This window comes from Pseudomonas sp. 22189 (assembly GCF_052045635.1).
Lineage (GTDB): Bacteria > Pseudomonadota > Gammaproteobacteria > Pseudomonadales > Pseudomonadaceae > Aquipseudomonas > Aquipseudomonas parakoreensis.
This window is the reverse complement of record NZ_JBQEPG010000011.1, coordinates 140,602-152,417: the sequence shown is the minus strand read 5'-3', so window position 1 is coordinate 152,417 and position 11,816 is coordinate 140,602. Positions and strand designations below refer to the sequence as shown.

Sequence of the window (11,816 nt, the reverse complement as noted above, 5' to 3'; positions counted from 1 at the left end):
TTTTTTATTGCCTTCGATTTGTCGTTGGCGCTATACCGAGGTGCGCCCATCGCTGGCGAGCCAGCTCCCACAGGTTTAGCGCAATNGTGGGAGCTGGCTCGCCAGCGATGGCGTCATGTCAGTCAACACAGAGGCTGACTGACACAACAACGTCCATCTTCAGTTAACGATCACTGACCTGCGGAGCCTCTTCTTTCACAGGCTTCCAGCTCAACAACTGCTGTTTGAAGCCATAACTGGCCGCCTGGTAATACGCAATCGCCCGGCTGACCAGCGGATCGTCACTGCTGACCCGCGATTCACGGCTCTCGGTCAACGCATCGTCATGCCGGCGCAAGCCCTGGCGCGGACTGAGGATCGCCAGATCCTTGCCATCGAACAGGCCCAGATGCTGATAGTTGCCGACCACCACGCGCGGTGGCAGCGGGTTGTCCTGCAACAGGTTGCGGCCGAAGAACGTCGAGGTGTAATCCAGGTTCAACAGGCCCAGCAGCGTCGGGGCCAGATCGATCTGGCTGGCCAGTTGCGCGCTTTCGCGAGCCTCGATCATTTTCGGCGCATAGATGAACAGCGGGATCTGATAGTTGGTGATCGGCAAGTCTTCTTTACCGGCACTGCCTGCAGTGTGGTCAGCGACGAAAATGAAGATCGTATTGTCGAACCACGGTTTCTGCCGCGCCTGCTCGAGGAACTGGCCAATCGCATAGTCGGTGTACTTCACCGCGCCATCGCGGCCGTTTCCGGACTTGATGTCGATGCGGTTGTCCGGGTAGGTGTAAGGGCGATGGTTTGAGGTGGTCATTAGTTGCAGCAGAAACGGCTGCTGTTTGGCGTAGTCGGCGTCCGCCAGTTTCAGGGTCTGGCGATACAGATCTTCGTCGGCCATGCCCCAGGCGTTCTTGAAGTGGATTTCGGCTTCATCGACGCTGCTCTGATCGACGACGCGATAGCCGTTGCCGCTGAAGAACGCGTTCATGTTGTCGAAGTAACCGCGTCCGCCGTAGACGAACACACTGTCGTAACCTACGGCGCTGAGCTGTTGGCCAAGGCTGGCGAAACCGCTCTCACGACCGATGCGCTTGACGATCGAGCGGCCCGGCGTTGGCGGGATGGCCAGGGTGATGGCTTCCAGACCGCGGTCAGTGCGGGTGCCGGTGGCGTAGAAGTTATTGAAGTACAGACTCTGCTTGCGCAAGGCGTCGAGGTTCGGCGTCAGGTTGCGACCGTCGCCGTTGCTGCCCAGGTACTTGGCGCTCAGGCTTTCGATGGTCACCAGCACGATGTTCGGCTTGCGCGGGGTACCCGGATTGTCGATCACCCGGCGGATGTCCTGTGGATCTTTGCCAATGAAGCGCGCGTCGCTTTCACTCAGCTCGGATCGGATCTGGCTGGCGACTTTTTCCGCCGGCAGGCTTTTGTAGAACTGGGTGTAGTCCAGTTCATTGTTACGGAACGCGGCGAAGAACTGATACGGACCGTTGCTGGCCAGTTCGTTCTGGTAGGCGTTGCCGCCCTGGGCACGAGGGGCGTCCTGGCTGAGCAGTTGCAGGCTCAGGCCCGCGACGATCAACAGGCCCAAGGCACTGAGCAGACGTCCGCGCAGCGCTGGCAGCGGAGCATTCATGGCGGCATTGAACGGCTTGCGCAAAGCGAAACTGATGACCACGGCCAATACGGCGAGGAGGCTCAGCAGTTTGCCGATCGGGTAGGATTCGAGGACGTTGTTCAGCACTTCGTCGGAGTACACCAGGTAATCGACGGCGATGAAGTTGAAGCGCACACCGAACTCGTCCCAGAACAGCCATTCGGCCACCGCCACGAACAACATGGCGAACAGGCTGATCGTCAGCAGGACGCGCAGGAATCCGCGATGTCCGCGACGACGCCACAGGCCCGGCGGGCAGAGCAGCAGGTACAGGCCCATGGGCAGTGCCGCGTAGGCAAGGAACCCCAGGTCATACAGCGCACCGATGCCGAACACGGAAAGGGCGAGACCACCGGCCTCATCCAGGTGAGTCAGCAGCAAGACTGCTCGCGTCAGGAGAAAAATGACCAGCCAGGCGCCGGTGATCAGCAGCAGAAAGCGCATGGGCGCTGTCTTGAAAGAGTCCATTGTCTCGTTTTCCTTATATCAATGGCGCGCGAGTGTCGCGGCGTCACTGTAATCAGGTTGTGAATCGATAGTGAAAACTTTGTTAATTATTTAATTTGTCCGGGCAAATGGACTTGCGCGTATGCCGGCCCTAGCCCTGAACCGGCGTAGGCCTTAAGCTGCGCGGGCCAAGACGGCCGTTACTGTACGGAGGAAATGCCAATGCGAATTCTATTGGTCGAAGACAACCGCGATATCCTGGCCAATCTGGCCGATTACCTGGGGCTCAAAGGCTATACCGTCGATTGCGCCCAGGACGGTTTGTCGGGCTTGCATCTGGCGGCCACCGAGCATTACGACCTGATTGTGCTCGACATCATGTTGCCCGGGATCGATGGCTACACCCTGTGCAAGCGCCTGCGTGAAGACGCGCGGCGCGACACGCCGGTGATCATGCTCACCGCCCGCGATCAACTGGACGATCGTCTGCAGGGCTTCAAGTCCGGGGCCGACGATTACCTGGTCAAGCCGTTTGCCCTGTCCGAACTGGCGGCGCGCGTCGAGGCCGTCATGCGCCGGACTCAGGGTGGCGGACGCCGTGCGCTGCAGGTCGGTGACCTGAGCTACGACCTCGACACCCTGGAAGTGACCCGCGAGGGCAAGCTGCTCAAGCTCAACCCGGTCGGCCTCAAACTGCTGGCGGTGTTGATGCAGAAGAGCCCTCACGTCCTGCGGCGGGAAATTCTCGAAGAAGCGCTGTGGGGCGATGACTGCCCGGACAGCGACAGCCTGCGCAGCCATGTCCATCAATTGCGTCAGGTGATCGACAAGCCCTTCGCCAAACCGTTGCTGCAAACCGTGCACGGCGTGGGTTACCGCCTGGCCGAGGGGCGTGATGGAGTTTAAGCAAAGCCTTTCCCAGCGGATCATCATCGCCTTTGCGCTGATGAGTGCGCTGGTGGCCGGGGCCTTCGCCATGGGTATTGTGGCGACCGTGCACCTGGTGGAGGAAAAACTGATTTCGGCGGGGCTGGGCGGCGACCTACAACGTCTGTTGCTGATGGACAACGTCTCGGACTGGAGCCATCGCCCGGAACCGGATCAGTTGTTCTATTTCAGCGGTGGGCCAGGCGATTTCGAGCTGCCCAAGGATCTGCGTCACCTTGATGCGGGCTTCCACGAAGTGTTCCGCGAGCAGTTGTCTTATCACGCGATGGTCGAGATCGTCGACGGCCGTCGTTATGTCCTGCTGCAGGATCAAAGCGATTTCGAAGAACGTGAACGCGTGCTGTTTGCCGTGGTGCTGGTGGGTTTTGTGCTCAGTCTGGCGCTGGCGGTGTTTCTCGGCTGGGTGTTGGCGCGCAAGGTCATGGCGCCAGTGGTGCGCCTGGCGCGGCAAGTGCGCCACCGCGATCAATTGCTGGGGCTGGCGCCACCCCTGGCGCCGGATTATGCGGCGGATGAGGTCGGCGAACTGGCGGTGGCGTTCGATGCCACGCTCGGGCGTCTGCGGCAGGCACTGACCCGCGAGCGGCTGTTCACCAGCGATGTCAGCCACGAACTGCGTACGCCGTTGATGGTGTTGGCCAGTTCCTGCGAGCTGCTTCTGGAAAACCCGGGGCTGGATCAGCGCGGTCGGGCCCAGGTCGAGCGAATTGCCCGAGCCAGCGAGGAAATGCGCGAACTGGTGCAGACCTTCCTGATGCTCGCCCGCGCTCAGCGGGAAGACGCCGGTTCCGCGCCGCAGCAGACCATTGCCCAGGTGGCCGACGGTCTGCTGGGTATCTGGCGTGAACCGATCGAGTCGAAAGGGCTGCGACTGATGTACGAGTCGGGCAACCCGCCGGACACCTGCTTCAATGCCACCCTGCTCAGCGCAGTCATGGGTAATCTGCTGCGCAATGCCTGTCACTACACCGAACATGGATTCATTCGCCTGACACTCAACGACAACGGTTTCGTTGTCGAAGACTCGGGTGTGGGCATCCCCGAGGAAAAACGCGAGGCCATGTTCCAGCCCTTCGTGCGTGGCAATGAAAAGCGCGGTGAAGGCTTGGGGCTGGGCTTGTCACTGGTGCAGCGAATCTGTGAAAACCAGGGCTGGGAGGTGACGTTGAGCACCATGGAGCCCAATGGTTGCCGCTTCGAGGTCACGCTGGGCAAGCGCTGAAGATCGTTGATGGCCCCGCGCTATTGCTTTTCGCGTGTAAAACCCTGTAATAATTTGTCGGTTTACCTGACGTAATTTTCACATAGGGACGACCTGACGCTGACATGCCACTACCTATGGTAAGGGTATCAGTCAATCAGGAGCCCCCATGATGAGCAGACCGATCAAGCTCGATTTTTCCGAAAAGTATGATGACCAGCATGCACAAAAATATTTGCGCAAGCATCAGGACGGTCTAGGTCGTCGGTTGTCTCACTGGCGGGACGAGCAGTTGGCCCGCAAGGCGTTGACGCTGGCTGGCGAGCCGGGGCTGGTTCTGGATCTGCCGTGCGGTGCAGGGCGTTTCTGGCCGTTGCTGGCTGAAAAGCCCAACCGGGTGATCATTGGTGCGGACAATTCCGAGTCGATGATCAAGACCGCGATGCAATCGCAACCGGCTGACGTCGTGAAACGGGTACAACCTTTGCACACGTCAGCGTTCGACATTGCTTTGCCCGATAACGCCGTCGACAGCATTTTCTGCATGCGGTTGCTGCATCACATCGGTGAAGCCGAGCACCGGCGGGCGATTCTGCGCGAGTTCGAGCGCGTCACCCGTGATAGCGTCATCATTTCGTTGTGGGTGGACGGTAATTTCAAGGCCTGGAAGCGCAAGCGCGCCGAGCGGCGTCGCGGGCAGGAAGGTTACCAGAACCGGTTTGTGTTACCGGCTGTGACAGTTGAAAAAGAATTCGAAGAAGCAGGTTTTCGCATTCAGGAACAACTCGATTTTATCCCGCTCTATGCCATGTGGCGGGTTTACGTATTACGCAAGAGGTAACAGGATGGTGGTGCAAATAGCAGCAGAAACGGAAGTCGCTCCCCAGGATCGCTTCGATTACTACTGGAACCAGCGCGGTGAATGGGTGGAAGAGCCCAACGTACGCCGTGGCGGGGAAAGTGGTGTGCAACGGGTCGTGGGCCGTGACGGCCAGTTACTGTATGCCAAGCGCCAGACCGGACATATCTATCGCAGCTGGTTGCATCCTTTCGGCCGTCCGACGGTCTTGCGCGAGCTGGATGCGCTGACCGGCGTCAGCCGTCTCGGCGTCCGCGTACCGCAAATCGTCTTCTGCGGCGCGCAGCCCGATCCGCAACACAAGTGGCGTGCGCTGTTGGTGACCAAATCACTGGACGGCTTCGACGAACTTGAAAAGTGGGAAGCCGCCGGTGGTCGTGCGCAATACGGCGAAGCCGTCTACGAGCGCGTGCTCAAGGACCTGGCAGAAAACCTGGCGCGCATGCACAAGGGCCGCTGGCAGCACAGCTGTATCTACATCAAACACGTATTTGTACGGGTGACCGGTGAGGGCGACGCGGCGCAGGTCGAAGTGGCATTGATCGATCTGGAAAAATGCCGCCAGCGTCTGACCGCTTATCGCGCGGCCTCCCATGACATGAAGCAATTGCGTCGCCATTCGTCGTTCAGCGACACGGACTGGAAAAAACTCGTCTACTTTTATGAGACGGCGTTTGGCAGCGCTATCAAAGGTTTATAGCGATGAAACTCGAAATTGCACGAGGTTTGTTTTTGGTTGGAGCCTTGGCAGTTGCTTCATTGGCGGTGGCGGCCTGGGAGCAGCCCCGCATGCAGGTGATCGGTGCCACTACCGGCGATGCTCACTGCGCAGTACCACGGGTGGCGAAAGCCACCGTGGCGACTAAACCCGACCATGATCTGTTGTTGTTCATGTTCGGACTTTCTCAAGGGATGAGGCCACAGAGTTGAACCGATTGAAGCCAAAATGAAAGGCCTCGCAGATGCGAGGCCTTTTTTATGCATGAATGAAAATCCCATCTGATACAAATTCACTCTGTAGGAGCTGCCGAAGGTTCGGGCCGCGTTCGGACGATCTTTTGATCTTGATCTCGGCTTTTAAAAACAAAATCAAAAGATCGCAGCCTTCGGCAGCTCCTACACGGACATGGTCATGATTTGGGATCGGGCTTTGCCAGCAGGGTGTAGATGCATGGCAAAACGAACAGGGTAAACAAGGTGCCGATCGACATCCCCGTGGCAATCACCATGCCGATATCAAACCGGCTCACCGCACCGGCACCGGTCGCCAGAATCAACGGCACCATGCCGAACACCATCGCCGCCGTGGTCATCAACACCGGGCGCAAGCGGATTGCCGCGGCTTCCTCGACCGCTTCGCGCGCGGTCAGGCCTTTGTCCTTGCGTAACTGGTTGGCGAATTCGACGATCAGGATCCCGTGCTTGCTGATCAACCCGATCAATGTCACCAGACCGACCTGGGTGTAGATGTTCATGCTCGACCAGCCAAGGAACAGCGGAATCAACGCACCACAGATCGACAGCGGCACCGTCACCAGAATCACCAACGGGTCGCGGAAGCTTTCGAACTGCGCCGCCAGCACCAGGAAAATAATCGCCAACGCGAGGGCGAAGGTGACCCACAGGGCGCTGCCTTCCTGCACGTACTGGCGCGAGGCGCCACCATAGTCGAAGGCGAAACCCGCCGGCGCTTCTTCCCGGGCGATCTGCAGCACGGTGTCGATGGCTTCACCCATGCTGACCAGCGGGAATCCGGAAATCTTCGCCGCGTTGAGTTGCTGGAACTGGTTGAGCTGGCGCGGTCGCGCCCGGTCGCTGACCTTGATCAGGGTCGACAGCGGCAGCAGCTCGCCCTGGGTGTTCTTCACGTAGTAGTTGTTCAGCCAGCCAGGGTTTTCGCGGTACGGTCGTTCAACCTGGGCAATCACCTTGTAACTGCGGCCTTCGATGGTGAAACGGTTGATTTCCGCCTCGCCCAGCAGCGTCGCCAGTGTTCCACCAAGGTCCTGCATCGACACGCCCATCTGCGCGGCTTTGGCGCGGTCGATGTCGACCACCACTTCCGGCTTGTCGAACGCCAGATCGAGGTCGACGAACGCGAACTTGCCGGACGCCATGGCGCGTTTCTTGATCCGGTCGGCCACTTGCAACAGCAACTCGTAGTCGTTGGCGGTATTGACCACAAACTCGAACGGCAGACCTTCGCCGGTGCCAGGCAGGGAGGGCAGGTTGAAACCGAAAATCTGCAGGCCGGGGATGCTCGCCAGTTTGCCTTGCACCTCGGGCAGGATCTGCATCTGGGTGCGGCTGCGCTCGTTCCATGGCTTGAGCAGGAAGCCGCCGATGCCCGCTTGTACACCGTTGTAGCCATTGATCTGGAACGAGGAGTAGTACTCCGGAAACTCCTTGAAGATCTTGATGAATTCGTCGGTGTAGGTGCTCAGGTAATCGAGGTTGGTCGGCTGGGGGGCCGTGGCCATCATGAAGATGATGCCCTGATCCTCGTCCGGCGCCAGTTCCGACTTGGTGAACTTGAGAAACACCGGGATCAGGCACAGCACGATCACCGCGAACACCAGCACCACCGGCCGCGTGTTCAAGGTGCCGTGGAGCATGCTCTGGTAGCGGCGTTTGAGGCTGTCGAAAATGCGGTCGAGGCGGTGTGCCAGGCCACTGGGGTTTTCTTCGTGGCGCAACAGCAGGGCGCACATCATCGGCGACAGGGTCAGGGCGACAATCCCGGAAATCACCACGGCACCGGCCAGGGTCAGGGCGAACTCCTTGAACAAGGCCCCGGTCAGTCCGGTGAGGAAGCCGATCGGCGCATACACCGCCGCCAGGGTGATGGTCATCGACACCACCGGCATGGCGATTTCCCGCGCACCTTCCAGCGCGGCCTCCAGCGGCGTCTTGCCTTCCTCGATATGCCGGTGGATGTTCTCCACCACCACGATCGCGTCGTCCACCACCAGACCGATGGCCAGCACCATCGCCAGCAAGGTCAGCAGGTTGATCGAATAGCCCATCATCTGCATGAAGAACATCACGCCGATCATCGACAGCGGGATGGTCACCACCGGGATCACCACCGAGCGCAACGCGCCGAGGAACAGGAACACCACCACGATGACGATCAGCACCGCTTCGAACAGGGTTTTCACCACTTCATCGATCGAGGCCTGAATAAACAGCGTGGCGTCGTAGGCAATCTCGCTTTTGAGGTTGGGCGGCAGCTGCGCTTCCAGCTCCGGCATCAGCTTGCGCACTTCGCGGATCACGTCCAGCGGGTTGGCGCCGGGTGTGGCCTTGATGCCGATGTACACCGACGGCGTGCCGCCGAACGAGCTGATCGAATCGTAGTTTTCCGCGCCCATCTCGACCCGCGCCACGTCACTGAGCAGCACGCGGCTGTCGCCACTGACCTTGAGCGGAATCGCCGCGAAGGCTTCGGCGGATTTCAGTTCGGTGTTGGCGTTGATGCTGGTGACCACGTATTCGCCCTTCACCTCGCCGGCGGCGGAGAGGAAGTTGTACTGGCGCACGGCGTTGGTCACATCGCTGGCGCTGAGGCCGAAACCGGCGAGCTTCACCGGGTCGAGCCACAGGCGCATGGCGAACACCTGATTGCCGAGAATCTCCGCTTCGGCCATGCCCGGCAGGGTCGCCAGTTTCGGCTGGATCACCCGCGACAGGTAGTCGGTGATCTGCGGGTTGCTCAAGTCCTTGCTGAAGAAACTGATGTACATCAGCGCCGAGGCGTCGGCCGATTCCTTGCTCAGTACCGGGTCTTCGGCGTCCTGCGGCAGTTTGTTCTTCACCTCGTTGGCCTTGGCCAGCAGTTCGGTGAACAAACGGTCGGTGTTGGAACCGATGCGTGCGTAGATCGAGATCACCGAGAAGTTCTGGCGACTGACCGAGGTCATGTAGTCGATGCCTTCGGCGCTCGCCAGGCTCTGTTGCATTGGCTGGGTGATGTAGCCCTGAATGGTCTCGGCGTTCGCCCCGGGGTAGGCGGTGGTCACCGTGATCAGGGCGTTTTCCATTTGCGGGTATTGGCGCAGCGGCAGTTTGCTCCAGGCCTGGAAACCCAGCAGCACAATCAGCAGGCTGACCACGGTGGCGAGCACCGGGCGGCGGATGAACGGATCGGTAAAAGCCATGGGGATTCCTTGATCAGTCGGCGCGGGGCGGACTGTTCTGCTCGCCGAGGGTCTTGTCGTCGCTGATGGCAATGTGTGCGCCGTTGTCCAGTTTGATCTGGCCGGCGGTCACCACTTGTTCACCGCTCTGCACGCCCTTGTTGATCATCACCAGGCCATCGCGGCGTTCACCGGTCTCGATGAAACGGCGTTCGGCGATCAGCACCGGCTGGCCCTGGTCGTCCTTGACCACGCTGCCATCCTCGGCCTTCTGTTGCCCGACCACATACAGCGAGTTGCCGTAGAGGGTGTAGGTGATCGCGCTTTCCGGCACCACGATGTGTTGCTGTGGATCGGGCAGCAGCACGTCGAGGCTGGCAAACATGCCCGGCAGCAACTTGCCGTCGGGGTTGGCCAGGGTCGCGCGCACCAGAATATTGCGCGTGGTGCTCTCGACAATCGGGTTGATCGCGCTGATGGCGCCGGGGAAGGTCTGTCCGGGATAGGCCGCGACACCGATCTGCACCGGTTGGCCGATGGCCAGTTTTGGCACCGATTGCTCTGGCACATAGAAGTCGGCGTAGAGGCTGCTCAAATCCTGCAGGGTGGCGATTTTAGTGCCGCTGGCGAGGTAGTCGCCGATGTCGACCTGACGAATCCCGATGGTGCCGCTGAACGGCGCGACGATGCGCTTTTTCGCCAGTGCTGCATTGAGCTGATTGACCGTGGCCCGCTCCTTTTGCAGCACCGCCGAGAGCCGGTCGTATTCACCTTTGGAGATGGCCCGGCTGTCGATCAACTGGCTGCCACGGCCGAAATCCAGTTGCGCCAGGCCCAGGTCAGCCTTGGCGGTTTCCAGCAGGGCGGCTTCGACGGCACTGTCGAGTTGCAGCAGTGGCTGCCCGGCCTTGACCTTCTGTCCGGATTCGAATTTGAGTTCAGTGACGGTGCCGGCGACTTCCAGACTCAGCTCGACGCCTTGCAAGGCCTTGAGCGAACCGACGGTGGGCAAACGCATCTGCCACGGCTGTTCGGTAGCGCGAGCCACGGCGACGCTGATCGGCGGTTTCGGTTTGGCAAAGCCCTGGATCATGGTGTAGATCGAAAAGGCTTTGTACCCGCCCAATACCAGGACGACCAGCAAGACAACACCCAACATGATCAGCATGCGGCGACGCAGCATTTTTCCAGTTCCTTGGATAAATCAGGTGAGACAGGCGGGCACATTACCCCGAGTCAGGTGGGGATTCCAACTGCCAGTTATTACAGGGGAGGACGGAGTGAAGAAGTCTGAACACTGAACCTGTGGTGAGGGGATTCATCCCCGATGGGTGGCGAAGCCGCCCCAAAACCTGACACCGCGGTCTGTCAATTGAACCGTGTGCGATGGTTTTGCGACTGCTGCGCAGCCGATCGGGGATAAATCCCCTCGCCACAGGTTATGAGTCGTACTCAGAACAGGTGGGTTATGCGATCAAGTGCAGATGGTTGTCCCAGAGCCCCGCCGGCAATTCCAGCGGCTTGGCCAGCAGTTGATCCTGGCGGCAATCGTAGTAACGGCAACGGCCCTGACCCGAGGTCACGACGAAGCCGTCCTGTACCGCACCGACGCCGGCGCAATCGGGCAGCGGCGCGTCGAGGCGCACTTCGCCGCTGTCCAGGTCCCAGATGAAGAAGCGGTTGCCGCGCGGTGCGGTCAACGCCACCAGACGCAGTTCACTGTGCACCGCAACGCTGGCGGTGTAATGCCCCATCGACTGCAACTGATGCTCCGGCACCGGGAACGCCACGAAGGGCTGGCCCGGACGCTTGATCGCCAACAGCTCGGAACGCTCATGCGACGCGCCCATGAACTGCTGGCCGGCGACGATGGTGCCGTCGCTGGCAATGCCCAGGTGGCGCACGCTGTTCATCTGCTGGGAAAGGGTTTCCTTGCTCAGCAGGGTGCCGTCGCGCTGCATCAGCACCAGGCTCGGTTCCATGGCGTTGAGGTTCATGTCGACGCGGCTTTCGGCCTCGGTGCGGATCCCGCCGTTGGCCACCACCAGGGTTTCGCCATCGGGCATCCACGACACCTGATGCGGGCCGAGGCCATGGGTGGAAATCTCGCCGCTGTGCACCAGCCGCTCGCCTTCGAACTTGTACACCCCGAGCAGGCCACGCCCCGGATCAGTGGTGTCGTTCTCGGTGGCGTACAGGTATTCGCCGTCCTTGTGCACCACGGCGTGGCCGTAGAAATGCCGGTTCGGCTGCGAGGTCACGGTTTGCAGCAAGGTCCCGTCGCGCAGGTCGATCAGGTAGCTCTCGGTGCCCGGGCGGCGGGCGACGAACAGCGCGATCGGCAGCGTCGGGTGGTTGATGATGTCGTGGCAGCGCTGGCCGACTTCGGTGGCGAACACCCGAGTACCGTCCAGCCGATAACCGACAGCGTAATGCTTGCCGTCGGTGTCATCGCGCGCCGAGAGCAACAGCGGGCTCTGATCCTTGCGCTTGAACAGCGTCCAGCCGCCCAGTGTCACTGCTCCCAGCAGCAAACTACCTAAAGTCAGAGCCTGGCGTCGCAGCATGGCACTTGCC

9 protein-coding genes are annotated in these 11,816 nt (G+C 60.4%); 5 read left to right on the top strand and 4 right to left on the bottom strand.

Annotated features, from left to right (window positions below):
* Nucleotides 1–163 precede the first annotated feature (163 nt).
* Nucleotides 164–2,113: an LTA synthase family protein gene (locus tag ACTJKS_RS14180; protein ID WP_086791788.1), complete on the bottom strand. Its 1,950-nt coding sequence runs from the start codon at nucleotides 2,111–2,113 to the stop codon at nucleotides 164–166.
* A gap of 201 nt (nucleotides 2,114–2,314) precedes the next feature.
* Between ACTJKS_RS14180 and colR the strand changes: the two genes are divergently transcribed.
* The 5 genes from colR to ACTJKS_RS14155 all read left to right on the top strand — a co-directional run bounded on the left by colR (nucleotide 2,315) and on the right by ACTJKS_RS14155 (nucleotide 6,030).
* Nucleotides 2,315–2,998 carry a two-component system response regulator ColR gene (gene colR, locus ACTJKS_RS14175; protein ID WP_041068401.1) on the top strand — a complete coding sequence of 228 codons (684 nt, stop codon included), beginning with the start codon at nucleotides 2,315–2,317 and terminating at the stop codon, nucleotides 2,996–2,998.
* Complete coding sequence (locus tag ACTJKS_RS14170) at nucleotides 2,988–4,262, top strand: sensor histidine kinase (protein ID WP_108183662.1); 1,275 nt, start codon at nucleotides 2,988–2,990, stop codon at nucleotides 4,260–4,262. Before colR ends, ACTJKS_RS14170 begins: the two co-directional genes overlap by 11 nt.
* A gap of 151 nt (nucleotides 4,263–4,413) precedes the next feature.
* Entirely contained in the window at nucleotides 4,414–5,082 is a 669-nt protein-coding gene (locus ACTJKS_RS14165) for a class I SAM-dependent methyltransferase (protein ID WP_041068703.1), read from the top strand.
* A 4-nt stretch (nucleotides 5,083–5,086) separates the two neighbouring features.
* Nucleotides 5,087–5,800, top strand: a complete 714-nt coding sequence (locus ACTJKS_RS14160; RefSeq protein WP_086791790.1) for a lipopolysaccharide kinase InaA family protein — start codon at nucleotides 5,087–5,089, stop codon at nucleotides 5,798–5,800.
* 2 nt (nucleotides 5,801–5,802) lie between these two features.
* Nucleotides 5,803–6,030, top strand: a complete 228-nt coding sequence (locus ACTJKS_RS14155; protein ID WP_041068407.1) for a hypothetical protein — start codon at nucleotides 5,803–5,805, stop codon at nucleotides 6,028–6,030.
* A 200-nt stretch (nucleotides 6,031–6,230) separates the two neighbouring features.
* Here ACTJKS_RS14155 and ACTJKS_RS14150 read toward each other — a convergent pair whose 3' ends face one another.
* The 3 genes from ACTJKS_RS14150 to ACTJKS_RS14140 form a co-directional block, all read right to left on the bottom strand.
* Nucleotides 6,231–9,260 carry a multidrug efflux RND transporter permease subunit gene (locus ACTJKS_RS14150; protein WP_108183661.1) on the bottom strand — a complete coding sequence of 1,010 codons (3,030 nt, stop codon included), beginning with the start codon at nucleotides 9,258–9,260 and terminating at the stop codon, nucleotides 6,231–6,233.
* Nucleotides 9,261–9,273: 13 nt separating this feature from the next.
* Nucleotides 9,274–10,422 (bottom strand): efflux RND transporter periplasmic adaptor subunit, encoded by a 1,149-nt coding sequence (locus ACTJKS_RS14145; RefSeq protein ID WP_108183660.1) that lies wholly within the window; start codon nucleotides 10,420–10,422, stop codon nucleotides 9,274–9,276.
* A gap of 283 nt (nucleotides 10,423–10,705) precedes the next feature.
* A complete protein-coding gene (locus tag ACTJKS_RS14140; RefSeq protein ID WP_108183659.1) occupies nucleotides 10,706–11,806 on the bottom strand; it encodes a DUF1513 domain-containing protein in 1,101 nt (366 codons plus the stop codon).
* Nucleotides 11,807–11,816: the final 10 nt, after the last annotated feature.

Bases quoted from the DNA above. Each gene is read 5' to 3' on its own strand.
- ACTJKS_RS14180 (WP_086791788.1), bottom strand. From the start codon at position 2,113: ATGGACTCTTTCAAGACAGCGCCCATGCGCTTTCTGCTGCTGATCACC.
- colR (WP_041068401.1), top strand. From the start codon at position 2,315: ATGCGAATTCTATTGGTCGAAGACAACCGCGATATCCTGGCCAATCTG.
- ACTJKS_RS14170 (WP_108183662.1), top strand. From the start codon at position 2,988: ATGGAGTTTAAGCAAAGCCTTTCCCAGCGGATCATCATCGCCTTTGCG.
- ACTJKS_RS14165 (WP_041068703.1), top strand. From the start codon at position 4,414: ATGAGCAGACCGATCAAGCTCGATTTTTCCGAAAAGTATGATGACCAG.
- ACTJKS_RS14160 (WP_086791790.1), top strand. From the start codon at position 5,087: ATGGTGGTGCAAATAGCAGCAGAAACGGAAGTCGCTCCCCAGGATCGC.
- ACTJKS_RS14155 (WP_041068407.1), top strand. From the start codon at position 5,803: ATGAAACTCGAAATTGCACGAGGTTTGTTTTTGGTTGGAGCCTTGGCA.
- ACTJKS_RS14150 (WP_108183661.1), bottom strand. From the start codon at position 9,260: ATGGCTTTTACCGATCCGTTCATCCGCCGCCCGGTGCTCGCCACCGTG.
- ACTJKS_RS14145 (WP_108183660.1), bottom strand. From the start codon at position 10,422: ATGCTGCGTCGCCGCATGCTGATCATGTTGGGTGTTGTCTTGCTGGTC.
- ACTJKS_RS14140 (WP_108183659.1), bottom strand. From the start codon at position 11,806: ATGCTGCGACGCCAGGCTCTGACTTTAGGTAGTTTGCTGCTGGGAGCA.